24 protein-coding genes and 1 pseudogene are annotated in these 24,975 nt (G+C 73.2%); 21 read left to right on the forward strand and 4 right to left on the reverse strand.

The window, feature by feature from the left end; all coding sequences use genetic code 11:
• Positions 1-269 precede the first annotated feature (269 nt).
• The 11 genes from AB0B14_RS12860 to AB0B14_RS12910 all read left to right on the forward strand — a co-directional run bounded on the left by AB0B14_RS12860 (position 270) and on the right by AB0B14_RS12910 (position 11,117).
• On the forward strand, positions 270-608 hold the full coding sequence (locus tag AB0B14_RS12860) for a TcmI family type II polyketide cyclase (RefSeq protein ID WP_357522515.1): 339 nt from the start codon (positions 270-272) through the stop codon (positions 606-608).
• Entirely contained in the window at positions 605-2,356 is a 1,752-nt protein-coding gene (locus AB0B14_RS12865; protein ID WP_357522516.1) for an acetyl-CoA carboxylase carboxyltransferase subunit alpha, read from the forward strand. The genes AB0B14_RS12860 and AB0B14_RS12865 overlap by 4 nt, the downstream gene beginning before the upstream one ends.
• Before the next feature lie 50 nt (positions 2,357-2,406).
• Positions 2,407-2,868: an acetyl-CoA carboxylase biotin carboxyl carrier protein gene (accB, locus tag AB0B14_RS12870; protein ID WP_357522572.1), complete on the forward strand. Its 462-nt coding sequence runs from the start codon at positions 2,407-2,409 to the stop codon at positions 2,866-2,868.
• A gap of 19 nt (positions 2,869-2,887) precedes the next feature.
• The gene (locus tag AB0B14_RS12875; RefSeq protein ID WP_357079817.1) at positions 2,888-4,318 is read left to right on the forward strand and encodes an acetyl-CoA carboxylase biotin carboxylase subunit; all 1,431 of its coding nucleotides are present in this window, start codon (positions 2,888-2,890) and stop codon (positions 4,316-4,318) included.
• The gene (locus AB0B14_RS12880) at positions 4,315-5,070 is read left to right on the forward strand and encodes an SRPBCC family protein (RefSeq protein ID WP_357079820.1); all 756 of its coding nucleotides are present in this window, start codon (positions 4,315-4,317) and stop codon (positions 5,068-5,070) included. The genes AB0B14_RS12875 and AB0B14_RS12880 overlap by 4 nt, the downstream gene beginning before the upstream one ends.
• Complete coding sequence (locus tag AB0B14_RS12885; RefSeq protein WP_272611493.1) at positions 5,063-5,467, forward strand: cupin domain-containing protein; 405 nt, start codon at positions 5,063-5,065, stop codon at positions 5,465-5,467. The genes AB0B14_RS12880 and AB0B14_RS12885 overlap by 8 nt, the downstream gene beginning before the upstream one ends.
• A 115-nt stretch (positions 5,468-5,582) precedes the next feature.
• Positions 5,583-6,875, forward strand: coding sequence for a beta-ketoacyl-[acyl-carrier-protein] synthase family protein (locus AB0B14_RS12890; RefSeq protein ID WP_357522517.1), 1,293 nt, complete (start codon positions 5,583-5,585; stop codon positions 6,873-6,875).
• A 20-nt stretch (positions 6,876-6,895) separates the two neighbouring features.
• Positions 6,896-8,146, forward strand: a complete 1,251-nt coding sequence (locus AB0B14_RS12895; RefSeq protein WP_357079834.1) for a beta-ketoacyl synthase N-terminal-like domain-containing protein — start codon at positions 6,896-6,898, stop codon at positions 8,144-8,146.
• A complete protein-coding gene (locus AB0B14_RS12900) occupies positions 8,143-8,460 on the forward strand; it encodes an antibiotic biosynthesis monooxygenase family protein (RefSeq protein WP_357079828.1) in 318 nt (105 codons plus the stop codon). Before AB0B14_RS12895 ends, AB0B14_RS12900 begins: the two co-directional genes overlap by 4 nt.
• A gap of 280 nt (positions 8,461-8,740) precedes the next feature.
• Positions 8,741-9,472 carry a M55 family metallopeptidase gene (locus AB0B14_RS12905; RefSeq protein WP_357522518.1) on the forward strand — a complete coding sequence of 244 codons (732 nt, stop codon included), beginning with the start codon at positions 8,741-8,743 and terminating at the stop codon, positions 9,470-9,472.
• 295 nt (positions 9,473-9,767) lie between these two features.
• Positions 9,768-11,117: a class I adenylate-forming enzyme family protein gene (locus tag AB0B14_RS12910; RefSeq protein ID WP_357522519.1), complete on the forward strand. Its 1,350-nt coding sequence runs from the start codon at positions 9,768-9,770 to the stop codon at positions 11,115-11,117.
• Here AB0B14_RS12910 and AB0B14_RS12915 read toward each other — a convergent pair.
• Complete coding sequence (locus tag AB0B14_RS12915; RefSeq protein ID WP_357522520.1) at positions 11,045-11,242, reverse strand: hypothetical protein; 198 nt, start codon at positions 11,240-11,242, stop codon at positions 11,045-11,047. The genes AB0B14_RS12910 and AB0B14_RS12915 overlap by 73 nt on opposite strands.
• Before the next feature lie 14 nt (positions 11,243-11,256).
• Here AB0B14_RS12915 and AB0B14_RS12920 point away from each other — a divergent pair, with 14 nt between their 5' ends.
• The 9 genes from AB0B14_RS12920 (at position 11,257) to AB0B14_RS12960 (ending at position 19,911) form a co-directional block, all read left to right on the forward strand.
• A complete protein-coding gene (locus tag AB0B14_RS12920) occupies positions 11,257-11,523 on the forward strand; it encodes an acyl carrier protein (RefSeq protein ID WP_357076620.1) in 267 nt (88 codons plus the stop codon).
• Positions 11,523-11,768: an acyl carrier protein gene (locus tag AB0B14_RS12925; RefSeq protein ID WP_357076623.1), complete on the forward strand. Its 246-nt coding sequence runs from the start codon at positions 11,523-11,525 to the stop codon at positions 11,766-11,768. Before AB0B14_RS12920 ends, AB0B14_RS12925 begins: the two co-directional genes overlap by 1 nt.
• A complete protein-coding gene (locus tag AB0B14_RS12930) occupies positions 11,761-12,870 on the forward strand; it encodes a beta-ketoacyl synthase N-terminal-like domain-containing protein (RefSeq protein ID WP_357522521.1) in 1,110 nt (369 codons plus the stop codon). The genes AB0B14_RS12925 and AB0B14_RS12930 overlap by 8 nt, the downstream gene beginning before the upstream one ends.
• Before the next feature lie 89 nt (positions 12,871-12,959).
• Entirely contained in the window at positions 12,960-13,457 is a 498-nt protein-coding gene (locus AB0B14_RS12935) for a beta-ketoacyl synthase chain length factor (RefSeq protein WP_357522522.1), read from the forward strand.
• Complete coding sequence (locus tag AB0B14_RS12940) at positions 13,454-15,070, forward strand: class I adenylate-forming enzyme family protein (RefSeq protein WP_357522523.1); 1,617 nt, start codon at positions 13,454-13,456, stop codon at positions 15,068-15,070. The genes AB0B14_RS12935 and AB0B14_RS12940 overlap by 4 nt, the downstream gene beginning before the upstream one ends.
• Before the next feature lie 156 nt (positions 15,071-15,226).
• Entirely contained in the window at positions 15,227-16,465 is a 1,239-nt protein-coding gene (locus AB0B14_RS12945) for a beta-ketoacyl-[acyl-carrier-protein] synthase family protein (RefSeq protein ID WP_357076636.1), read from the forward strand.
• Between the two features lie 149 nt (positions 16,466-16,614).
• Positions 16,615-17,586, forward strand: a complete 972-nt coding sequence (locus AB0B14_RS12950; protein WP_357522524.1) for a thiamine pyrophosphate-dependent dehydrogenase E1 component subunit alpha — start codon at positions 16,615-16,617, stop codon at positions 17,584-17,586.
• Position 17,587: 1 nt separating this feature from the next.
• Positions 17,588-18,556: a transketolase C-terminal domain-containing protein gene (locus tag AB0B14_RS12955; RefSeq protein ID WP_357076642.1), complete on the forward strand. Its 969-nt coding sequence runs from the start codon at positions 17,588-17,590 to the stop codon at positions 18,554-18,556.
• Positions 18,553-19,911, forward strand: a complete 1,359-nt coding sequence (locus tag AB0B14_RS12960; protein ID WP_357076645.1) for a hypothetical protein — start codon at positions 18,553-18,555, stop codon at positions 19,909-19,911. Before AB0B14_RS12955 ends, AB0B14_RS12960 begins: the two co-directional genes overlap by 4 nt.
• Positions 19,912-20,055: 144 nt before the next feature.
• Here AB0B14_RS12960 and AB0B14_RS12965 read toward each other — a convergent pair.
• Positions 20,056-20,715, reverse strand: a pseudogene (locus tag AB0B14_RS12965) (SGNH/GDSL hydrolase family protein); the annotation flags it as partial.
• Positions 20,716-21,106: 391 nt separating this feature from the next.
• On the opposite strand from AB0B14_RS12965, the gene AB0B14_RS12970 reads away from it, so the two are divergent.
• A complete protein-coding gene (locus AB0B14_RS12970; protein WP_357076648.1) occupies positions 21,107-22,078 on the forward strand; it encodes a pentapeptide repeat-containing protein in 972 nt (323 codons plus the stop codon).
• A 24-nt stretch (positions 22,079-22,102) separates the two neighbouring features.
• On the opposite strand, the gene AB0B14_RS12975 is transcribed toward AB0B14_RS12970, so the two are convergent.
• Together AB0B14_RS12975 and AB0B14_RS12980 are read right to left on the reverse strand one after the other, a co-directional pair.
• Entirely contained in the window at positions 22,103-23,326 is a 1,224-nt protein-coding gene (locus AB0B14_RS12975; protein WP_357522525.1) for an MFS transporter, read from the reverse strand.
• Positions 23,323-24,888: an AMP-binding protein gene (locus AB0B14_RS12980; protein ID WP_357522526.1), complete on the reverse strand. Its 1,566-nt coding sequence runs from the start codon at positions 24,886-24,888 to the stop codon at positions 23,323-23,325. Before AB0B14_RS12980 ends, AB0B14_RS12975 begins: the two co-directional genes overlap by 4 nt.
• Between the last annotated feature and the right edge of the window lie 87 nt (positions 24,889-24,975).

A 24,975-nucleotide genomic window follows, 5' to 3' on the forward strand; every position in this document is an offset into this window, starting at 1 on the left:
TAACAGTCACGTTGAGTCAACGGCGCGGTGGGCCTGCTGTTGGCGACAGTCAACCTGAGATCGCTTCCGAACTGCGCAAACGCTGTGAGGGGATACAACGCTCGCATAGCTGATACACAGGTTGCGTCAACGCAGCGTCACCAAGGGGCGTCGCTGATCGGTGTGGCCCGGTGACGCCGCCGTGACGAGGACTGCCGCATCGTGTCGGCAGTCGTCCAGCGTCCGGGGGCGACCCGTCGCCGGCCGGACGCCGTGGGGGGAGGCCCAGCATGGACCGATCGCTGATCGTCGCGAAGGTGGATCCGACCGCCGAGGAGCGGGTCGCCGAGATCTTCGCCGAGTCGGACGCGACGGAACTGCCGCGTCTGGTCGGTGTCCGGCACCGCTCGCTGTACCGGCTGCACGACCTCTACGTGCACCTGCTCGAGACCGAGCAACCGGCGGAGAGCGCGGTGGAGGGTGCCCGGGGCCACCCCGAGTTCATCCGGGTCAGCGACCGTCTGCGCCCGTACGTGTCGCCGTACCTGTCCACCTGGCGCTCACCGCGCGATGCGATGGCGCGGTGCTTCTACCGGTTCGACGCCCCGGACACCCGGCGGCGGCCGTGACCGCCACCGCACCCCGCGAGGAACAGCTCTGGTCCCGCTGCGCCGGCTGCGCCAGCCTGCTCTACCGCAAACGGCTACGCCGCAACCTGGACGTCTGCCCGGAGTGTGGCGAGCACGCCCGCCTCGGCGCTCCGGAACGCCTGCGCCAACTCGTCGACCCGGGGTCGCTGCGCCTGCTGCCCGACCAGCTTCCCGAGGCGGACCCGATCGACTTCGTCGACGTGCTGCCGTACCCGCACCGGCTCAGCGCCGCCCGCGCCAGCACCGGCCTCTCCGAGGCGGTGGTCTGCGCCACCGCCACCATCGGTGGTCACCCGGCCGTGTTGGCGGTGATGGACTTCCGCTTCCTCGGCGGCAGCCTGGGCTGCGCGGTGGGCGAGCTGATCACCCGGGCCGCCGAACGGGCGCTGGACGACCGGATCCCGCTCATCCTGGTCACCGCCTCCGGCGGGGCACGGATGCAGGAGGGCGTGCTGTCGTTGATGCAGATGGCCACCGTCAGCCAGGCCATCGCCGCGTTGCGCGAGGCGGGCCTGCTCACCGTGAGCGTCCTCACCGACCCGACCTACGGCGGGGTGGCCGCGTCGTTCGCCACCAACACCGACCTGGTGCTCGCGGAGAGCGGCGCGCGGATGGGCTTCGCCGGCCCCCGGGTGATCCGTCAGGTCACCGGCCGGGCCCTGCCGGAGGGTTTCCAGACCGCCGACGTCCTGCTCCGGCACGGGCAGGTCGACATGGTGGTGCAGCGCCGGTCCCTGCGCCCTCGGCTGGGGGCGCTGCTCGCCGCCACCCGCGCCACCCGCCCGAGTCGTCCGCCCGTACCCCGGCAGGAGCCGGCGCCGCGTCGCGAGCGCCTCGCCGAGACCGGCCCGACGCCCGCGCGCCCGGCCGACCCGACGACCGTCGGGGTCGAGCCGACCAACCCGGCGGTACGCGACGCGTGGGACACCGTCCGGATGGCCCGGCACCCCGGGCGACCCACCACACTGGACTACCTCGACTCCGTCTTCGACGGGTTCCTGCAGCTGCACGGCGATCGGCTGGGCGCGGACTGCCCGGCCGTCGTGGGCGGGGTGGCGCGGCTGGCCGACCGGCACGTGATGGTCATCGGCCACCAGAAGGGGCACACCACCGCCGAGTTGGTGGCCCGCAACTTCGGCATGGCCAGCCCGGCCGGGCATCGCAAGGCGCTGCGGTTGATGCGCCTCGCCGCCCGCCTCGGCCTGCCCGTGGTCACGCTCGTGGACACCCCCGGCGCCGACCCCGGGGTGAGCGCCGAGGAACAGGGCCAGGCGGCGGCCATCGCGGAGAACATCCTCACCCTCACCGTACTGCCCACCCCCGTGCTCGCGGTGATCACCGGAGAGGGCGGCAGCGGCGGTGCCCTGGCCCTCGCCGTCGCCGACCGGGTGCTGATGCTGGAGAACGCCGTCTACTCGGTGATCAGTCCGGAGGGCTGTGCCGCGATCCTCTGGCCGGACCGGTCCGCCGCACCACAGGCCGCCCGCGCGCTCCGACTGACCGCGCCGGACCTGTGCCGGCTCGGGGTTGTCGACGAGGTCGTACCGGAGCCGTCCGGTGCCGCCCACGACGACCCGGCGGAGACCGCGCGCCGGCTGCGTGCGGCCCTGCTGACCAATCTGCTGCCGCTGCTGGACGTGCCGCCCGCCATGCTGGTACGCCTGCGCCGACAGCGCTTCCGACGCTTCGGCACGACCCGTGCCGGCTCCCGGGCGGGTGCCCGGTGACCGCCGGTGAGGCGACGGTGTCGACGGTCGGGACGCCCCACGACACCGGGATGGGTGACGAGGAGGCGCTGGCCGGGCTGCGCCGGCAGGCGCACCACCTGATCGCCGAACTGGCCGGGCCGGTGCGCCGGATCCGGCTGCGCAGCGGCCCGGCGGTGCTGGAGGTCGAGTGGCACCCGGAGGAGCCGGCCCGTGCCGACACACCTTCGGGGCCGGCCGATTCGGCGGCACCGGGCGCCGGCCGGTCCACGGCACCGGACCGGCCGCCGGTGGCCGCGGCGGTCCGGGCACCGCTGGTCGGCACCTTCTACCGGGCGCCGGAGCCCGGCGCGAAGCCCTTCGTCGCGGTGGGCGACCTGGTCCGCCCGGGCCAGCCGGTCGCCATCGTCGAGGCGATGAAGCTGATGAACGAGGTGACCGCCGACCGCGCCGGCCGGGTGGTCGCGATCCTCGTCGAGGACGGCCACCCGGTGGAGTACGACCAGCCGCTTGTCGAGCTGGACCCGGCATGACCGCACAGGGTGGTTGACCATGTTCGAGACCGTGCTGATCGCCAATCGGGGCGAGATCGCGCTGCGGGTGCTGCGCGCCTGCAAGGAGCTGGGCGTGCGGACGGCGGTGGTCTACTCCGCCGCGGACGCCGACTCGCCGGTGGTCCGCCTCGCCGACCAGGCCGTCCGGATCGGGCCGGCGTCGAGCCGGCGCAGCTACCTCAACGCCGCCGCGATCGTGGAGGCGGCCCGACAGGTGGGCGCGCAGGCCGTCCATCCCGGCTACGGATTCCTCTCCGAGGACGCCGACTTCGCCGAGATCTGCGCGGACAACGGACTGATCTTCATCGGCCCGCCACCCGCGGTGATGGCCGCGCTGGCCGACAAGTCCTCGGCGCGGGCGCTGCTGAGCCGCGCCGGCCTGCCCCTGTCGCCGGGCAGCGTCGCGCCGGTGCCGACCGCCGCCGCGGCGGCCGAGGTGGCCGAGGCCGTCGGCTACCCGGTGATCGTGAAGGCCGCCGCCGGGGGAGGGGGCCGGGGGATGACGGTGGTGCGCAGCCCGGGCGAGCTGCGCCGGGCGTACGCCCGCACCCGGGCCGCCGCGCAGGCCGCCTTCGGCGACGACCGGGTGTACGTCGAGCGCTACCTCACCGAGGCGCGCCACGTCGAGGTGCAGGTGCTCTGCGACTCCCACGGAAACGGGGTGCACCTGGGCACCCGGGACTGCTCGGTGCAGCGCCGGCACCAGAAGCTGGTCGAGGAGGCACCCGCCCCGGCCCTGTCCGCCGCCGTCCTCGACACCATCGCCGAGGCCGCCCTGCGCGGCGCGCTGCGTGTCGGTTTCGTCGGCGCCGGCACGCTGGAGTTCCTGGTCGACGCCGAGGAGCAGTTCCACTTCCTGGAAATCAACTGCCGGATCCAGGTGGAGCATCCGGTCACCGAGATGGTCACCGGGATCGACCTGGTGCACGAGCAACTGCACATCGCCGCCGGGGTGCCGCTGCGCTGGCGGCAGGAGGAGATCCGCCTGCACGGCGTCGCGATCGAGTGCCGGGTCAACACCGAGGACCCCGAACGGGACTTCGCACCGACCCCCGGCCGGTTGGCGCGGTTCACCCCACCCGGCGGCCCGTTCACCCGGGTCGACACCCACGCCAGCGCCGGCTACCTGGTCGGCCCCTGGTACGACTCGCTCCTGGCCAAGGTGATCGTCTGGGCGCCGGACCGGGAGCTGGCCCTCAACCGGCTGGAGCGGGCCCTGGACGAGTTCGACATCGCCGGGCCGGGCGTGCACACCACCATCCCGTTCGTCCGGCGGGTGCTCGACGACGCCGCGTTCCGCAAGGGCCGCTACACCACCGGCCTGGTCGACCGTCTGCTCGGCGCGTCCGCGCAGCGGCCCACGGCCACCCCCGCACCGCGCCCCGCGTCCGCCGCGGAGCCCGACATAACCCTCAGGAGGACCCGATGACCGTCACTCATGGTCGAGGAATGACCGCCGAGATCACCGACATCCTGGTGGCGCACTGCGGGCTGGACGCCGACGCGGCGGCCCGGTCACCCGCCGCGTCGCTGGAAGAGCTGGGGATGGACTCCCTCGCCCTGCTGGAACTCTCCGCGGTCGTCGCCGACCGGTGGCAGGTGAGCATCCCCGAGCAGGCCAGCGAGCTGAGCATCCCGGCGGTGGCCGACCTGATCGCCCGCCGCGCCGACCCACCCGGGCACACCGAGAACAGCGTGTTCCTCGACGCGCCGCTCGCGCTGGTCTGGGACGTCACCAACGACGTGGCGAACTGGACCGAACTGTTCACCGAGTACGCCGTGGTGGAGATCCTGCACCGCGAGGGGTACACCGTGCGGTTCCGACTCACCATGTACCCCGATGAGAACGGGGTGGCCTGGAGCTGGGTCAGCGAGCGCACCTCCGACCCGGTGAGCAGGCAGGTCCGGGCGCACCGGGTGGAGACCGGGCCGTTCGAGTACATGCGGATCCACTGGCGCTACACCGAGGAGGCCGGTGGTACTCGGATGACCTGGACGCAGGACTTCGCGATGAAGCCGACCGCGCCGCTGGACAACGCCGGGATGACCGAGCGGATCAACACCAACAGCGTCATCCAACTCGCGGTGATCAAGGATCGGGTGGAGCGGATCGCCCGGCAGCGCGCCGACCAGGACGCCCCGGCGGCCGGCGCCGACCCGACGGAGGCCGACGATGAGTGACCTGAGCACCCGGCCGATCGCCGCCGGGGACGTACCCGCCGACCGGCGACGCGGCGGTGAGCTGCGGGTGTTGCTCGGCCCCCGCACCGTCGGCAGCACCTCGGGCTTCCTCGGGGTCGCCGCCCTCGCGCCGGGCGAGCGTATCGCCGAGCACTACCATCCGTACAGCGAGGAGTTCCTGTACGTGGTGCGCGGCGCGATCACCGTCGACCTGGACGACCAACCGACACTCCTGGCCGCCGGTGAGGCGCTATTCGTACCGGTGAACGTGCGCCACCGACTGCGCAACACCGGCGTCGAACCGGCCGAGGTGGTCTTCCACCTGGGCCCGCTCGCCCCCCGCCCGGAGCTGGGGCACGTCGACACCGAGTTGGCCGAACAGCGCGGTGGGTCGTGAGCGCGAGGAGTGCGCCGGGGTTGCGAGCCCCGCAGTCGCGAACCGAGGTGGCGTGGGTGAGCGCGAGGAGTGCGCCGGGGTTGCGAGCCCCGCAGTCGCGAACAGAGGTGGCGTCGTGAGCGGACGCCGCACGGTGGTGACCGGGATCGGGGTGGTCGCCCCCGGGGGTGCCAGTCGGGACCGGTTCTGGAAGACCATCACCGAGGGGCGGACCGCCACCCGGCGGATCAGCTTCTTCGACCCGTCGGCGTTCCGGTCGCAGATCGCCGCCGAGTGCGACTTCGACCCCGTCGCCGCGGGGCTCACCGACGCCGAACGACGCCGGGCCGACCGGTACGTGCAGTTCGCACTGGCCTGCTCCGCGGAGGCCGTCGCCGATGCCGGGTTGGTGCTCACCGACGTCGAACGGGACCGGGCCGGCGTGGTGCTCGGCACCGCCGTGGGCGGCACGATGGCGTTGGAGCAGGAGTACGTCACGGTCAGCGAGCACGGCCAGCGCTGGCTTGTCGACGCGACGCGCGGTGGCCCGTACCTCTATCAGGCGCTGGTGCCCAGCAGCCTCGCCGCCGACGTGGCCTGCCGGCACGGGCTGCACGGCCCGGCGCAGGTGGTGTCCACCGGCTGCACCTCCGGCATCGACGCCATCGGCTACGCCCACCAGATGATCGTGGACGGTGAGGCGGACGTGATGCTGGCCGGCGCGGCGGACTCGCCGATCTCGCCGGTCACCGTGGCCTCCTTCGACGCGATCAAGGCGACCAGCCCGGACAACGACGACCCGGCGCACGCCTCCCGTCCGTTCGACGCCGACCGGCACGGGTTCGTGCTGGCCGAGGGTGGGGCGGTGCTGGTGTTGGAGGAGCTCGAGCGTGCCCGCCGGCGGGGTGCGCACATCTACTGTGAGGTGGCTGGCTATGCCAGCCGCAGCAACGGTTACCACATGACCGGGCTGCGTCCGGACGGCCTGGAGATGAGCCTCGCCGTCACCGACGCGTTGAAGCAGGGGCGGATCCTCCCCGAGCAGGTGTCCTACATCAGCGCCCACGGCTCGGGTACCAAGCAGAACGACAGGCACGAGACGGCCGCGTTCAAACGGGCGTTGGGTCAGGCCGCGTACCGGGTGCCGATCAGTTCGATCAAGTCGATGGTCGGGCACTCGCTGGGTGCGATCGGGTCGATCGAGATGGCGGCGTGCGCCCTCGCGATCGAGTTCGGTGTGGTGCCGCCGACGGCCAACTGGAGCACCCGGGACCCGGAGTGCGACCTGGACTACGTACCGAACGAGGCCCGGGAGGTCCCGGTGGACGTGGCGTTGTCGGTGGGCAGCGGGTTCGGCGGCTTCCAGTCGGCGATGGTGTTCCGCCGGCTGCGCGGCCCGGCGGCGGCGTCCGGCCCGGTGGCGGCGTGAGCGCCACCCGGCCCGGCGGTGTGAGCGCCGCCCGGGCGGTGGTGACCGGCATCGGGGTGGTCGCGCCGAGTGGCATCGGCGCGGACGCGCACTGGCGAACGGTGCTGGCCGGCACCCGCCGGACCGGGCCGATCACCCTGTTCGACCCGGCCGGCTATCCGACCCGCCTCGGCGGGGAGGTGCCCGGCTTCACCGCCGACTCCTACGCCGACAGTCGGCAGGTGGTGCAGACCGACAGGTGGACGCACCTCGGCTTCGCCGCGACCCGGCTGGCGTTGGCCGACGCCGGCTTGCCCGACCGGGCCCCCGACCCGTACGGCTACGCGGTGACCCTGGCCAGCTCGTCCGGGGGCAACCTGTTCGGCCAACGGGAGCTGCAACGGCTGTGGGGTGGCACGTCGCGCACGGTCGGGGCGTACCAGTCGATCGCCTGGTTCTACGCGGCCAGCGTCGGGCAGCTCTCCATCCACCACCAGTTCAAGGGCCCCAGCGGGGTGCTCGTCGCGGAGGCGGCCGGCGGGCTGGACAGTCTCGCGCACGCCGCCCGCGCGGTACGCCGGGGCACCCCCGTGGTGATCGCCGGGGCCACCGAGTGCCCCCTGAGCCCGTACGCGCTGGCCTGCCAGCTGCGCTCCGGGCTGCTCAGCGACGTCTCCGACCCGCAGCGGGCGTACCGGCCGTTCGACGCCTCGGCCAGCGGCTACCTGCCGGCCGAGGGGGGTGCGGTCTTCGTGGTGGAGGAGCTGGGGCACGCCCTCGCCCGGGGCGCCCGGGTCTACGGCGAGGTGAGCGGGTGGGGCTCCACCCACGACGCCGCGCACACCACGGCGGACAGCGCCGGCGACCCGATCCAGTACGCGCGGGCGATGCGGCTGGCCCTGGACCGGGCCGGCGTCACGGCGGCCGGGATCGACGTGGTGCTGCCCGACGCCCTCGGCGTACGCCGTTACGACCGCAGCGAGGCCGAGGCGCTGCGCGCCGTGTTCGCCGACCGGCCGGTCCCGGTGACGACGCAGAAACCGTTGACCGGGCGGGCGTACCAGGGCGGCTCGGCGTTGGACGTGGCCACCGCGCTGCTCGCCTTCGCGCACGACACGCTGCCCGCGTCGGCCGGCCCGCAGGAGGTCGCCGAGGGGTGCGAGCTGGACTTCCTGCGCGAACACCGCCAGCCGCGCAGCAGGCTCGCGCTGGTCTGCGCGCGGGGCTTCGACGGGTTCAACAGTGCGCTGGTCCTGCGCGGGGCGGTGCCGATGAGGGGAGAGACGCCATGAGCGGACAGCGGGCGCGGGTGGTTTTTCTGGTGCGGGTGCCGGTGCCGCGCACCGAGGAGTTCCTCGCCGCCTACGAGGACGTGCGGCACCTGGTCGCCGGTGGGGTGCCGGGGCACCTGGTCGACCAGGTGTGCCGCTCGTCGACCGACCCGGAACAGTGGTTGATCACCAGCGAGTGGGCGAGCCTGGCCGACTTCGAGGCCTGGGAGCGCAGCCCCGAGCACCGGGAGCTGGTGCGCCCGATGCGGGAGTGCTTCACCGACGCCCGCTCGCTGCGCTTCCAGATCCACGCCCAAACCCCGGCCCTGACCTGAGGTCCACCGCCCCCCACCCCGCCCTGCCGCGCCCCGCCCCGCCGCCCCCCTGTCGATCATGGAGTTGTGGTGGGCGACAAAGTGCCCGAATAGCACCAAGCTAGGCACCACAACTCCATGATCGACGGACCCCCCCGCGATCTTGCACTTACTGTCGCGATATCGGGGGCACTTCACGCATCTCGACGACCGAAAGTGCAAGATCGGCGCGGCGGGACGACGCCTTGGCTGCGCCGCGCGGGGTCGACATCGGGTCGGGAGCGCGTAGGGTCCGGTAGCCATGAAGGTGCTGATCTCGGTGGACCTCGAAGGCGGCGCGGGGTTCGTGCATCCCACCGAGACGAATCCGGATCGGTACGACTACGAGCGCGGCCGGGCGTTGATGACGGCCGAGGCGAACGCGGTGATCGCCGGTGTTCTCGATGCCGAACCCGACGCCGTGGTCCGGGTCGCCGACGCGCACGGAACGTTCCGGAATCTCCTGCCGGAGGACCTCGACCGCCGTGCCCACCTCGTGCGGGGCACACCCCGCCCGCTGGGCATGCTCGCCGGGCTGGACGGGCACACCGACGCCCTTCTGCCCGTCGGCTATCACGCTCGGGCCGGTGCCGGGCCTGCCGTGCTGGCGCACCCGATGAGTGATGCCATCCTCGACGTGCGGGTGGCCGGACGATCGGTGGGCGAGATCGGCCTCAACGTCGCCACGGCCGGGCACCTGGACGTGCCCGTCGTCCTGCTCAGCGGGGACGACACCGCCTGCGCGGAATTCAGTGAGCTGGTGCCTTCGGCAGTCACCGACGCCGTCAAGCAGACCCTGGGTCAGGCCGCTGCGGTCACGCTGCATCCGCAGGAGGCACGGGAGCGGCTGCGCCACGCTGCCGCCGACGCCATCGCGCCCGACGAGGTCCGCTACCGGCCTGCTGCTCGTACCCTCGTCGCCGAGATCGCGCACAGTTGCCGCGCGGCCGCCAGCGTGGCGCGACTGGCCACCCTCGTCGGGCTCAGCCGGTGACCGCGACACCATCGGCCGTCCGGGTGGGGCCGCGCGACGGTTGTACGAGGCGTCATGTCTCGGTGACGTTCCGCCGTATCGCCTGCCCGATCCTGCCCGCCGAACGGGCTGTCGGCAATCCGGCTTGCCGCTTCTTCTGATCCATCCATTCGCATCTGGCGATGGTGTGGTGGGAGTCGTATGGTTCCCCGCAGCACCCCGACAAGCGTTCGTGATGGGCGGTTTCGCCCCTTTTGATGCTGGGCGGTGAACGGCAGTGACGGCAGAAGATCCTACGGCGACAGACCCCGGATGGGTGGACGAAGTCCTGTTCGCAGGCCAGCCGACGGACGTTTGTCTCCGTTTGCCCGAGCCTGTCGACCGGGCCACCCTGCACCGGTTGGTCACCGCCGCGCAGGAGCGGCTCACCGCCGTCGGACTGCGCCCCGGTGGCGCTGCGGCGCTGCGGCTGCCGCCGTCCCTGGCGTACGTGGTGAACCTGCTGGCCACCTGGCGGGCCGGGGCGCAGGCCATCCTGCTCGACCACCGGCTGACCGAGCACGAGGTGGACCGCGCGTTGCTCCGGTTGACCCCGCAGGTGGTCATCGCCCCGGTGCGTACCGGTGGCGGCGCGCTGAAGATCTTCGTCGACGTCACCGAGGGCGTCACCCGGTACGCCGACCGTCCGGCGGTCAGCGGCCACGCCGTGATCCAGCTCAGCTCCGGCTCCACCGGCCCGTCCAAGGTGATCGGTCGCACCGCGGCGGACCTGGTCGCCGAGGTGCATCGCTACACCCGGATCGACGGGGTGGCGTTGCCCGGCGAGCGGATCATCCTGCTGCCCTCGATGGTGCACGTGCTCGGTCTGGTCGGCGGCCTGCTCTACGGACTGCACGCCGGTGTCGAGCTGGTCCCGCCCCAGCGGCTCAGCGGTGACGCCGTGCTGGCCGCGATCAGCGCCGGCACCACACCGGCCACCGTGCTGGGTGTTCCGTTCCACATCGGACTGCTCGCCTCCACCCGACCGACCGGGCCACTGCCGCAGCTACGGCGGATGACCACCGGGGGCGAGCTGGTGCCGGCCGCCGTCGCCCGGGCGTTCACCGACCGGTACGGAGTGCCGCTGGGCAACATGTACGGGATGACCGAGGTCGGAGTGATCGGCACCGACCTGTACGGCGTACACCGGTCGTCGATCGCCCCGGCGCCCGGCATCGAGGTCCGCGAGACCGGCGGTGAGCTGTGGGTCTCCTGCCCGGCGTCGCCGTACGTCGGACCGCACGACCCGACCCGGTGGTCCGACGGTTGGCTGCACACCCGCGACGCCGGCACCGTCGATGCGGACACCGGCCTGGTCACGGTGCGCGGTCGGCTCGATTCGCAGGTCTCCGTCGGCGGGATGAAGGTCGACCTGACCGAGGTGGAGGCCACCGTCGCCGAGCTGACCGGGGTGGCCGCGGCCGTGGTGGTCTGGGACGGCGGCATCACCGCGTACGTCCAGCCGGACGGCCCGCTGTCGGAGGAGACGCTGGACAAGCTCCTCGCGGAGCGGTTGGCCGGCTACAAGCGCCCGCGCGTCCTGCACCTGGTCGATCAGTTGCCCCGCACCACCACCGGCAAGCTGGTGCGCGCGACCGACGCGCTGCGCTCGGCGGTCACCCGGTGACCGGGACCGAGCAGCAGGGCACCCGCCCGCCGCAGCGGCACCGCGGCCGGATCCGGCTGACCGCCGGTGTCCTGGCCGACCCACACGTAGGCGGTGTCCCGACCGGACACCGTCAGCTGACCCACCAGAGAGGGTATCCATGAGAGCCGAGGTCCGCGCCTTCGTCGTCGAGCAGCTCGTCGACATGAACTACGACATCGAGGGGCTCGACGACGACACCACGCTCGGCCCGTCCGGCGTCGACCTGGAATCTCTCGCCCTGGCCGACCTGTCCAGCCGGGTCGAGGACCGGTACGGCCTGACGTTCGCCGACGACGAGTCGGAGCAACTGGCCCTGATGACCGTCGGTGAGTTCACCACCATGGTCGCCAGTCGCGTCACCGCGGCGACGAGCGACAAAGCCTGATGAGCGGTCAGCCCGATCTGGGGCGAGCTGACCTGATGACCATGCTCGCCGAACTCACCGCGACACCGGCTGCCGAGGTGTCCGACCGGATCGGCTCGATGGAGCTTGCCTGGCTGGTGCACCTCGTCGAGCAGCGCTACGAATGCCGGCTCGACCTCACCGACGACGAACTGTCCGGTATCCGTACCGTCGACGACGCCCTGGTGGTGTTCCGGGCGTCGCTGAGCGCCTCCGCAGATGGTTGAGGCGCGCGTCGCCCAGCTCACCGGCGTGTACGCGGTCAGCGCCCTGGGCCGGGGCGCCGACGCGCAGCTCGCCGGTGCGCTGGCCGGGGTGCCGGCGTTCGGGCCGGTGGACCGGTTCGACACCGCCGCCCGCCGGGTCACCGTGGCGGCCACGGTGCCCGAGGTCGGCACGCTCCCCGACGAGTTGGCCGCCGCGATCGACGCGGCCTGCCGGGCGGCCGGCCTGGACCGGGTGCGGCGCGCGGGGTGCGCCCTGCTGCTCGCCGTGCACGGCGGGCCAGCCCTCGATGCCGGCCCGGCGCCGGCCGTACTCGCCGACCGGCTCGCCGCCCGCTGTGGACTGTCCGGCCACACCCGGGTCTACACCAGCGCCTGCGTGTCGGCGAGCACGGCGGTGGCCGACGCCGCCGCCCGGATCACCCGCGGTGACGTCGATCGGGTGGTCGTCGCGGCCGGCTACCTGGTGGAGTCGGACCAGTTCGCGCTCTTCGACGCCGGTCGTGCCCTCGCGGTCGACGGGGCGGTGCGCCCGTTCAGCGCCGGCCGCCGGGGGCTGCTGCTGGGCGACGGCGTGGCCGCGGTCGTGCTGGAATCGAGCACCGGCCGGCGGCGCGGCGTCGATCCGGTGGCCACGGTGGCCGGTTGGGGACGGGCCGGTGACGCGTTCCATCCCTGTCAGCCGGAGCCCGGCGGCACCGGGCTGGCCCGCGCGGTCGATGCCGCGCTGCGCCGGGCCGGGCTGCCCGCACAGGCTGTCGGCTACGTCAACGCCAACGCCACCGGTACCGCGCGCAGCGACGCCGCCGAAGCGGCGGCGCTGCGTCGGGCCCTCGGCGCGCACGGCACGCGCGTCCCGGTCAGCTCCACCAAGTCGGTGCACGGGCACGCGTTGGAGGCGTCCGGGTTGCTCGAACTGGTGGTCACCGCGCTCGCGCTGCGACACGGCGAGCTACCGGTCAACGCCGGCTGGCTGGCCCCCGACGAGGCCTGCCCCCTCAACGTGATCAAGCACCGTCCCGAAAAGTCGGAAGCCACCCACGCCCTGACCCTCAACGCCGCCTTCGGCGGCGCCAACACCGCTCTCCTGGTCGGCGTCGGATGACCACCCCCAACCTCCCGCGATCTTGCACTGTCTGCCCCGACGAATCCCACCAAGCACTTCAAACGGCGACCGAAACCGCACGATCGCCGGTGGAGCGGGCTCGGGCTTCCTGGCCCGAGGGTGGGGACGTCGGGGTCAGCGCGGCGGGGGTGCCGGGGTTCGTGCACTCGGACTTCGCGCCGGTGGTGGTGGCCGTCGCGGAGCGGTGTCTGCGGCGGGGATACGGGTCGGCGGCGGCGCCCGCCGAGGTGCGCACGGGGATCGTGCTGGTCAGCGCCAGTGGCGATCTCGCCAGCGCCGAGCACGTACGGGCGACCGTCGAGGCCGGCGGGCGGATCGGTCCGCTGTTCTTCTTCCAGTCCGTGCCGAACAGCGTCGCCGGACACATCGCGGCCCGCTGGGACCTGCGCGGCCCGGTGGTCTGTCTCAGCCCGACCGGTGACCCGTACGCCGACGGCGTCGCCGAGGCGGACCTGCTGCGCGACGACGGCGACGCCGACGAGGTGTTGCTGATCCTGATCGAACAGGCACCCGACGGGCCGACCGAGCCGGTCGCGGTGCTGCTGGGGGGAGGAGCACGACCATGAGGACACGGGGACTGCGCGGCACACTGGCCGTCGACACCGAGGTGGGTGCGGGCAACGTCCTGGCCCGGGTACTGGCGCACGGCGCGGACCCGGACGGGCCGGGCCTGACCTTCGACACCGCCGTCGACGGGCACCCCGCCGAGACACCCCTGACGCTGGGGCAGCTCAACGAGCGGGTCGCCGCCCGCGCCGCCTGGCTGCACGAGCGCGGGGTACGCCCCCGCGACCCGGTCGCCGTCTGGGCCACCGCCGCCGCCGACATGGTGCTCAGCTTCCTGGCACTGACCCGGCTCGGGGCGATCCCGGCGCTGATGAACGGCAAACTCCGCCCGGAGATCGCCGCCGAGTACATCCGCCGCCTGCGAGGCGTCGGTGTGCTCGCCGACGACGCGCACACCGCCCTGCTGGCCGGGCACGACCTGGGCGTACCGCTGCTTGGCACCCTCGCGCGGACCGGCGCGGGCGACCCGGCGGCGGCCCCGGCGCACTACCGGCACCACCCGGACGACCCGATCGTGATCACGCACACCTCCGGGACGACCGGGGTGCCCAAGGCGGTGCTGCACTCGCACGCCAGCCTCTTCGCGGCCACCCGGCACCTGCTCAGCATGCCGCAGGCGCAGGGCACCAGCCGGATCCTCAACGCGCTGCCCGCCCCGCACACCGCCACGGTGCTGATGGTCAACCAGGCGCTGGGCAACCGCGCCCAGATGCTCCTGCTGTCGGAGCAGGACGGCGAACGGGTGCTGGACGCGATCCAACGCTGGCGCCCCGACGGGGTGTTCGGTTTCTCGGTCACCTGGGCGGAGCTGGCCCGCTTCGACCTGTCCGGGTACGACCTGGACTCGGTGCGGTTGTGGTTCAACACCGGCGACGCCTCGCACGAGCCGCACATCCGCCGCCTCGTCGCGGTCGGCTGGCACGACATCGTCACCCGCGACGGGGTGGCGAGGGTGCCCGGCTCGGTCTTCATCGACGGGCTCGGTTCCAGCGAGATGGGGCACTCGATGTTCCACGTCACCCATCGCGCCGACACCGACTGGTACGGCCGCTGCATCGGTCGCCCGTACCAGTTCACCAGGGTCGCGGTGCTCGACGCCGACGGCGAGCCGGTGCCGGTCGGCGAGGTGGGTTTCCTGGGCATCGACTCGCCGTCACTGTTCCGGGGCTACTGGAACGACTCCATCACCACCTACCGCTTCCGCCAGCGCGGCTGGTACCTGACCGGTGACCTGGTGCGCGTCGACGCCGACGGCCGCTACTACCACGTGGACCGGGCGGTGGACTCGGTCGACGCCGGTGACGGGCGACGCTTCTACACCGCGCTGTCCGAGGAACGGGTCCTCGCCGCCTGCCCGGACGTCACCGACTGCACGGTGGTGATCGTCGCCAAGGCCGGCGGGGTGGTCACCGACGTGCTGCTGGAGTTGGCCGCCGGCGCCGACGCGGCAGAGGACCGCACCGAGCGGGTCCGTGCCGCCCTCGGCCCGGACGTCGGCGCCACGCTGCGCCGGGTGGTGCCGGTGGCCTCCGCCGACATCCCGGTCACCGTGACCGGGAAGGTCCGCAAGGTGGTCCTGCGCGAGCGCTACCTCGCCGAGGCGTCGTCGTGAGCGAGCGGAGCGAGCGAACCAGGCAGCTCAGTGGGGTTGCGGCTCGCGCCGCCGTGGAGCGAAGCGGAGCGGTGGCGTGAGCGAGCGGAGCGAGCGAACCAGGCAGCTCAGTGGGGTTGCGGCTCGCGCCGCCGTGGAGCGAAGCGGAGCGGTGGCGTGACCGCCCTGATCACCGGGATGGGTCTGTTCACCCCGGTCGGGCGGGGCGTCGAGGAGACCTTCGACGCGCTGACCACCGGCCGGTCCGGGCTGACCCGTCCACCCCAGGGGCACCCGGCGAGCGAGTCGCTGCACGTCGCCGGCCTGCTGCCCGACATCGACCCGCGCACCGTCACGTCCGGGCCGGAGACCCGGGTGCTGGACCGGATCGTCGTGCTCGCCCTCCTCACCGCCGCCGACGCGCTCGCCGACGCCGGCATCGAGGTGGGCCGCGACGTCGACCCCGACCGGATCGGTGTGATCGTCGGTGGGGTCGGGGGGATGGCCACCCTGGAGTCACAGGTGCTGGCCCGGGCGGCCCGGGGTCGGGCGGCGGTCAGCCCGTACCTGCTCACCGGGATCCTGCCGAACATGCCGGCGGCGCGGATCGCCATCGCGCACGGCATCCGGGGCTACAGCTCGTCGGTCGGCACCGCCTGCGCCTCCGGCGCGCAGGCGGTCGCCGACGGCGTCCGGCTCATCGCGACCGGGGAGGCCGACGTGGTGCTCTGCGGGGCCAGCGAGGCGCCGCTCTTCCCGACCTTCGCCGACACCTTCGGCAACGCGCGGGCGTTGGCGCGCGCCGGCACCGACCCGAGCCGGGCGAGTCGGCCGTTCGACACCTCCCGCACCGGGTTCGTCCTGTCCGAGGGTGCCGCGCTGCTGGTCCTGGAGAACGCCGAGCACGCCGCGGCGCGCGGCGTCGCCGGGTACGCCGAGGTGGCCGGGCACGGTGCGACGACGGACGCGTACCACCTGACCGCCCCCCGCCCGGACGGCGCCGGCGCGGCGGCGTGCATCCGCCGGGCGCTGCGCAGCGCCGGTGTCCCGGCGGCGGCGGTCGGTTACGTCAACGCGCACGGCACCGGCACGAAACTCGGTGACATCGCGGAGACCACCGCCCTGGCCGACGTCTTCGGTGTCGGCGGTGTGCCGGTCAGCTCCACCAAGGCGCTCACCGGTCACCTGCTCGGCGCCTCCGGGGTGCTGGAGGCGGCGGTCACCGCGTTGGCGCTCGGTCGGGGGCTGCTGCCCCCGACGTACCACCTCGACGACCCGGATCCGGCCTGCCCGGCGGACCACATCCGTGGCACGCCCCGCAAGGCCGACCCGGAGTACGCGGTCACCAACTCGTTCGGGTTCGGCGGCCAGAACGTGAGCCTGCTGCTGGCGCGGGTCGCCGAGCCGAGGGGGTGATCGACGCGGCGTCCCGGGCGGGGCGCGTCCGGACGGGCGGGGAACCGGGTGGGAAGGGCTTCAGGAGACATGGACATCCGTGGTATCGACCACATCGAACTCTACGTGGGGGACGCCCGACCGGCGGCCTTCTCCTTCAAGGTGCCTGCGTGACCGCCGCCGACCCGGTCCGGCTCTACCGCACGGTCCGGCTGATCCGCCGATTCGAACAACGGGCGGTGGAACTGGTCCACGGCGGGCAGATCGTCGGCGGCATCCACCCGTACCTCGGTCAGGAGGGGATCGCCGCCGGCGTCTGCGCGGCGCTGGGTGCCGACGACGTGCTCGCCGGCACCCACCGTGGGCACGGGCACGTCCTGGCCCGGGGCGCCGATCCGGCGCGAATGATGGCCGAGCTGTGCGGCCGGGTCACTGGCCTCAACGCCGGCCGGGGCGGTTCGATGCACGCCGCCGACCTGAGCATCGGCGTGCTCGGCGCGAACGCGATCGTCGGCGCCTCCGGGGCGATCATCACCGGCGCGGTCTGGGCGCACCGCCGCCGGGGCCGCGACACCGTCGGGGTGAGCTTCTTCGGCGACGGTGCGGTCAACGAGGGGATGCTGCTGGAGGCGTTCAACCTGGCCGCGCTCTGGCGGGTGCCGGTGCTGTTCGTCTGCGAGAACAACGGCTACGCCACCACCATGCCGGTCGCCGGCGCGGTGGCCGGCAGCATCGCCGGCCGGGCCGCCGCGTTCGGCATTCCGGCCGTCCAGGTCGACGGCCAGGACCCCGAGAGGGTACGCGCCGCCGCGGCCGAGGCCGTCGACCGGATGCGCTCCGGCGGCGGCCCCGAGCTGATCGAGGCCCGGACCTACCGCTTCGACGCCCATCACACCTTCGAACACGCGGTACGCCTCGACTACCGCCCACCCGACGAGGTGACCCGGGGTCGGGCCCGAGACCCGGTCCGCATCCAGGGCGAACGCCTCTCCGACGTCGACCGCGCCGCAGTGGACGCCGAGGTCGAGGAAACCCTCGACGCGGCCGTGCGGTTCGCCCTGCACAGCCCGGAACCCGACCCGGCCGACGCCCTGGCGTACCTGTACGCCAGCGGCCTGACCGCCCGCACCGGAGGTGGTTGAGGTGCCCCGACTGTCGTACCGCCGGGCGCTGACCCGGGCCCTCGCCGACGAGTTGGCCCGCGACGAGGCGGTGTTCCTGCTCGGTGAGGACGTCCAGGTCGGGGCGTCGCTGGTGACCACCGGGCTGGCCAAACGGTTCGGCACCGATCGGGTCCGCGACACCCCCCTGTCGGAGCAGGCCTTCACCAGCTTCGCCACCGGGGCGGCGCTGGCCGGGCTGCGGCCGGTGATCGAGTTCCAGATCCCGTCGCTGCTGTTCCTGGTCTTCGAGCAGATCGTCAACCACGCGCACAAGTTCCCGCTGATGACCGGCGGGCAGTGCAGCGTCCCCGTCACCTACCTGGTGCCCGGCTCCGGCTCGCGTACCGGGTGGGCGGGGCAGCACTCCGACCACCCGTACAGCCTCTTCGCCCACGTCGGCGTGGTCACCGTCGTGCCGGCCACCCCGGCCGACGCGTACGGGCTGCTGGTCACCGCCATCCGCCACGACGACCCGGTGGTGGTGTTCGCGCCGGCCGCGGCGATGGACGTGCGCGAAAACGTCGAGGACCCGGCACCGGTGCCGCTGGGCCAGGGCCGGATCCACCGCTCCGGCGACGACGTGACGGTGGTCGCGATCGGGCACCTGGTGCACGACGCGCTCGCCGTCGCCGCGGAGCTGGCCGACCAGGTATCGGTGGAGGTGTTCGACCCCCGCACCCTGTACCCGTTCGACATCGACGGCCTCACCGAGTCGGTCGCCCGCACCGGGCGACTCGTGGTGCTCGACGACGCCAACCGCTCCTGCGGAATGGCCGCCGAGATCATCGCCTCGGTGGTGGAGCGGGTCCGGCTGCTCGCCCCACCCCGCCGGGTCACCCGCCCGGACGGGGCGGTGCTCCCGTTCGCCCCGGCACTGGACCGGGCCGTCCAGCCCGGCCGGGACCAGCTCGCCACCGCCATCCACCTGACCATGAAGGACGGATCATGATCGACCCGAACTACGCGTGGCCGACGGCTGACCGGGCCTGGACCGACCTGCCGGAGCCGGCCCGTTCGGCCATGGTGGCCGGTGGGGCGGCAGCCTGGGAGCAGGTCTTCCACGGCCGGGCCACCTACAACAAGCAGTGGCGGTTGGCCCGCCCCCCGGTGCTCACCGCCGACGCCTGGCGGGAGCTCAACGAGGTCTGCGACCGGCTCGCCCAGCTCATCCTCGACGCCTGCCGTCGGCGGACCGGCACCGCCGGTGAGCTGCGCCGGCTGCTCGGCGTACCGGCGGGGGAGACCCGCCTGCTGGACGAGGCCGAGCCGCTGACCGAGGCGCTGCTGGCCGCGTACCGCCCAGATGTGATCTTCTCCGGCGGGGTGCCGAAGTTCGTCGAGTACAACATCGACAGCAGCCTCGGCGGCGGGTTCGACGCCGACACCGTCATCCAGCGGTTCGCGCGCCTGTACCGGGAGCGGGGCATCCTCGACGACCTGCCGGTGCGGGCCGCCCCGTCGCTGCTCGACCAGCGGTTCGTGGCGATCCGCGAGGAGCTGCGGCTGCCCGACGGCGCCCGGGTGGCGCTGCTGATGGACTTCGACGCCGACTACCCGGGCCTCGACGACCCGCAGACGTTCATCCGGATCCTCGACCCCCTCGCCGTACGGGCCCGGGACTTCGGCATCGACCTGGTCATCGCGCCGGTGTCCAGCGCCACCCTGGACGCCTCCGCGCGGTTGGTGGTCGACGGCGCGCCGGTCGACGCGCTGTTCCGGTTGTTCGTGCCCAACCGGGTCACCCCGACCGCCGGCCTGGACGCGGTGGCCGGGGCCCTCGCCGCCGGCACCCTCCCGATGTTCGTGTCGGCGGCGGCGTGGCTGCTCGGCAACAAGACCATTTTCGCCTGGCTGTGGGAGGACGTGGACGGGCTACCCGCCGACGACCAGGCGCTGATCCGCCGGCACGTGCCGTACACGGTGCCGTTGACCGCCGCGGTGCTCGACCGGGCCATCGCCGAACAGGCCGAGCTGGTGGCGAAACCCGCCGACGGCTCCGCCGGTCACGGCGTGCTGCTCGGCCCGGAGCTGAGCGCGGCGGACTGGGCCGAGGGTGTGCGGGCCGCCGTCGATCGGGGCGGCGCGATCCTGCAGGAGTACCTGCCGACCGACCGGGTGTCGATGGACTTCGTTCAGATCGAGACCGGCGAGACGGTCACCGCCGACGTCCCGTTCTCGCTGGCCCCGTACCTCTTCGGCCGCCACGCCTCCGGCGGCCTGGCGAGAGTCGGCTACCCCGGCTGCGACGGAGTCCTCAACCTGGCCCACGGAGTTCTCCTAACCGGAGTCCTCCTAAAGCACTAACCCACCCCCGCTTTGCCCTGGTTGATCATGGAGTTATTGCTCCCCGCATCGGCGTGTCGGGGCAATAACCTCATGATCAACGGGGGCTGGGCGGAGGGGAGGGGGTGGGGGCTGGGAGGGGGCTTCGGGGCGGGAGAGGGAGAGGGAGAGGGTGCGGAGGGTTTGGGCTGTTGCTATGGCGTCGCTGCGGGCGCTGCCGTGGCGGCCGTCGGTGCTGTAGAGGGTGGGGTCGGCCGTCAGGGGGTGGTCGGTCAGGTGCACGTGGATTGTGTTCAGGCTCTCGGCCAGGTTGGCGCTGTGTGCCGACAGGCGGCGCATTCGTTCGCCCAGGCCGGGCCGGAGGTGCTCGGGCACCGCGGGGCTGTGCGAGACGTCGAACATGCCCACGGTGATCACGTCGGCCCCCACGGCGCGCAGCGCGGTGATCATCGTGGTCAGCTCGGCGTCCACCGCCTCCGCGTCGTACGCCGGGTGGAAGGCGTCGTTGCCCCCGCAGACGACCAACGCCAGGTCCGGTGCGAAGGCGAGTGCCGGGGCGAGCTGGGTGGCCCGCACCTGGTGCGCGCGCAGCCCGCGTCGACCCAGATTTTGGTACGCCAGCCCGGGGCGCACGGCGGTCAGCTCGGCGGCGACCCGGTCGACCCACTGCACGTCCGGGTAGCCCGGCGTCGGCTCACACATGCCCTCCACGACGCTGTCGCCGAGCGCCACGAACCGCCGCCACGGGTGCCCACGCAGCAGTTCGGTGGCCTCTCCGGGGCGCAGACAGTACGGGTCCGTCGATTCGGTGAGCGTCGATGGCATGTCGGCACGCTAGCCGACCGCCGGACCGTCGGGCCAGGCTCAGTCGGTCACGCTGGCCTCGGCCAGGCCGTCGCTCTGCTCGGCGAGGAGTTCGCCGAGCACCGACGTCCGGAGGTGCGAGCAGGAGTGGCACAGGTCGGGTCAAATGGAGGTCGTGGCGACCATCCGCGCTCGACTAGCCGCCGTCCGCGCCGCCTGGCGTGCCGGCACCCCCACCGCGGCCCCCGGCCGCCCGACGCGGGAGAGACGGCCTCGGCCGACTACCGTCGCGTCGCGCGCCCTACGCCCTGGCCGACCGTCGACAACCCGGTTGGAGCTGGCTCCGGGCGCCCCCCTGGAACTCAAACCGGACCCCTGGCAACGGTTACTCGGCCTGGGGAGCATCCTGTCGGTGATCGTCCTCGCGATCGGGCTGTACGTCACCAACGCCGCCAACCGTGCGCAACAGGAGGCCAACCGCGAGCAGCAACGCCTCACCGCGCAGGGGCAGATCACCGACCGCTTCACCGCGTCGATCGAACAGTTGGGGCAGCCCGGCGCCGACAAGGTGGACGTGCGCCTGGGCGCCATCCACGCCCTGCGACGGATCATGCGCGATTCTACGGCCGATCGTCCTGCCGTCGTGGAGATCCTGTCGGCGTTCGTCCGCGTCCACTCGGTCGGCGGGGCGGCCGCTCCCACCCCCGCTCCTACCGACGAGGCCACGGCAGCAGCCTCGTTCGAGGACACCCGGGTACCGCCCCCGGTCGACATCCACGCTGCTCTGGCCGCGCTCGGCGACAGGGACTCCCGCAGCGGCCGGCCAGACCTGACCCGCGTCGACCTGTCCCGTACCGACCTGCGCGGGATGGACCTGGCCGGAATGAGCCTGGGCCTGGCGAATCTGGAAGGGGCGAACCTCTCCGACGCCGACCTGACCGACGCGGACCTGGCGGGCGCCAACCTGACCGACGTCGACCTGACCGACGCGGACCTGCGCCGCGCCAACCTCCGCTCGGTGGACCTACAGCGCGCGCAGCTGAACCGGGCGCGACTGGACCACGCCACCCTCGCCGGCACGAGGCTGGTCGAGGCGACCCTGCGTTTTGCCGTGCTGACCGACGTGAACCTGTCCAACACCGATCTGACCAACGCGGACCTGACGGGCGCGGACCTCACCAACACGATCCTGTTCGGCGTCGACCTGTTCGGCGTCGGCCTGAACGGGGCTAACCTCGAACGGGCGAGACTGCTCGCGAGTGTGAACCTCCGCTGCGCTTTCGTGGACGACCAGACGCGCCTGCCGGCCGAAGTGGCCCGGCCGGCGACTGACGCGCACGCCGACGACCCCGAGTGTCGCGCCCGCCGGGCACGGCTGCGGTAGGGCCTCGCGAGGCAGCCGGGCCGGTCAGGGTGTGGTGACGGGGGCGGACCGGGCCGGTGTCTCCGGGCCGGAGGCCCTGCTCAGCAACGGGTACGCGGTGATCACCAGGCACGCCGCCGCCATGGTCAGCAGGGCCGGGGTGAGCCCCAGAGCGTCCACCGACCAGCCGCCGAGCAGTGCGCCGACCGGCAACCCGACGAAGGCCAACGAACCGGCGATGCCGATCACCCGGGTCTGCAACTCCGGCGGTATCCGCTCGTAGAGCGCCACCCCGAGCAGCGGGTTGACCGCCGCGATGCCGATTCCGGACAGGAACGTCACCACCAGCACCACCGGCAGCTCGTCGCTGATCGCCAGCGCCACCAGCCGGGGTGTGCCGGCGACCAGCGCGCCGAGCAGGAACGTCAGCCGCCGGGGCAGCCGGGGCCCGAGCATGGTGAACACCAGGTTGCCCAGCAGCGCGCCCGCCGAGAACGCCGCCAGCACCAGACCGAGGCCGCTCGGGCCGTGCAGCTCCCGGGCGACCCAGACCGGGATGTAGACGGCCACGCTGGCGTTGGCCACCATGTTCAGCGCCGAGACGACGGCGAGCATGCCGAGCAGCGGCCGGTCCCGACCCAGGTAGCGGAAACCGGCCCGCAGCGCGCGCAGGTAACTCTCCGGCTGGGCGGGTTGCGCCGGGGCGGCCGGCGGGCGGACCAGGACACCGATCAGCAGCGCGCAGACGCCGAAGCTGGCCGCGTCGATGAGGAGCGCCTCGGTGACCCCGAACGCGGCGATCAGCAGGCCGCCGACGGCGGCGCCGAACAGGGTCACCACCCGGCTGAGCCCGTCGTACGCGGAGGTCAGCCGGATCAGCGGTACTCCGGCGGCCTCCGCGACCGGGCGGAACATCACGTGCTTCACCCGGTCCCCGATGCCCCGCAGCGCGCCGGCCACCGCGACGAGCGCCACCAACGGGGCGAAGCCCAACCACGGGGTCAGTGCGACGACGACCATCGCCACGGCGCTGCCCACGTCGCAGAGGATCGAGGTACGGCGCAGGCCGATCCGGTCCGCCCAGGGCGTGCCCAACGCGCTGGACAGGAGGTACGGCAGGGTCTCGGCGAACGCGACCAGGCCCATCTTGGTGGGGCTGCCGGTGGTGACCAGCACCAGCCACGGAATGGTCACCACCGAGATGCGGGTGCCCAGGTTGGAGATCAGGTCCGCGCTGACCAGGATGACCAGTTGCCGGCGGGGAGTCACGCCCCGACCGCCGCCGCCCGACGCGCCGCGTACCGCGCGCGCAGGGCCCGCTTGTCCACCTTCATCGACCGGTTCACCGGCAGCCGGTCGACGAACTCCACGGCGGCCGGCGCCCACATCTCGTTCAGCTCGGCGGTCACCAGGTCGATCAGCTCCGCCCCGGCGACCGTCGCGCCCGGGGCGAGCACCACGTACGCGTACGGGACCTCACCGGCCGTCTCGTCCGGTACGCCGATCACGGCGGCGGCCCGTACCCGGGGATGCCCGGCCAGCACGTCCTCGATGGGGCGGCAGAAGATCGGCCAGCTCCGTCGTTGCGTGAGGATCGCGTCGTCTGCCCGGTCGACCAGGTAGAGGTAGCCGTCGTCGTCGAGGTGACCGATGTCGCGGGTCCGCACCCAGCCGTCCACGAGCGTCTGCGCGGTCAGCTCCGGCTGGCCGTGGTAGCCGGCGAAGCGCAGCCGGGTGTGCACCCACACCACGCCGTCGCGGCCGGTCGGCAGCACGGTGCCGTCGTCGCCGCGGATCTCGATGCGGACGTCGCCGTAGGGCCGCCCGCAGGAGCCCAACCGCTGCGGGTGCTCCGGATCGTCAGTCAGGCCGGGCAGGGCGGTGACCACGACGGCCTCGCTGAGGCCGTACACGATGCGCAGCACCGGGCCGAACCGCGCGATGGCCTGGCGCAGCCGGGCGGGCGCGGCGGGCCCGGCGCCCACGTTGAACATGAACATGGCGGAGAAGTCCGCGCCGACAAGCGCCGGATGGTCCAACACCTCGTAGAGCATCGGCGGGGTGACGAAGGTCGAGTTGATCCGCTCCCGCTGCACGGTGTCCGCGAAGGCCACCGGGTCCCAGTCGTCGCGCAGGAACAGCACCCCGCCGGTGAACAGGTTGAACAGGGTGGTGATCTGCCCGCTGGCCAGCCACATCGGTGAGTGCGACAGGTGCCGCAGCAGCGGAAAACCGGCGGCGCGGAAGTCGGCGGCCAGGGCGAGGATCTGGGCGTAGAAGCTGGCCCGGTGGTGCACCAGCTTGGGGCTGCCGGTGGTGCCGCTGGTCTGCAGGAACGACTCGGGCGTCGGCACGGCCGCCGGCAGGTTCGTCACGTCGGCGTCGGTGTCGGCGGTGAGGTCGGGGCCGGTGCCGCCCGCGCCGAGACAGCACACCGGTGTGCCGGGCAGCGCCGCGGCCAGCTCCGGGCCCAGACCGGCCCGGTCCCGGGCGTCGTAGACCAGGGCGTCCGGGCGGGCCAACCGGATGAACTCGTCGACCTCCCGGCGCGCGGTCACCGGGGCGACCCACATCGTCCGGCAGCCCAGCAGGTGCAGGGCGAGCTGCAGCAGCGGAACCTCCACCGCGTTCGCGACGGTCACCAGCACCGCCGACCCGGGCCGTACGCCGTGCCGGGTCAACGTCGCGGCCATCGCCCGGACCCGGGCGGCAGCGTCGGTGTAGGTGAGGCGGCGACCGGCGCCGACGAGCGCCTCCCGGTCGCCGAACTCGGCGAAGAGGTCCAACACCCTGTGCACGTAGGTCGTGTCGTGCCCGGGTCCGTCAGTCATCCGGCAGCCCCCATCCCCAGAAAGCGGCGGTCCCGGGCAGCTCCCGGTGACGACGCGACGGTGGCGCGCTCGGGCGACCGCACCGCC

Source organism: Micromonospora sp. NPDC049171 (genome assembly GCF_040648275.1).
Classification (GTDB): Bacteria; Actinomycetota; Actinomycetes; order Mycobacteriales; family Micromonosporaceae; genus Micromonospora.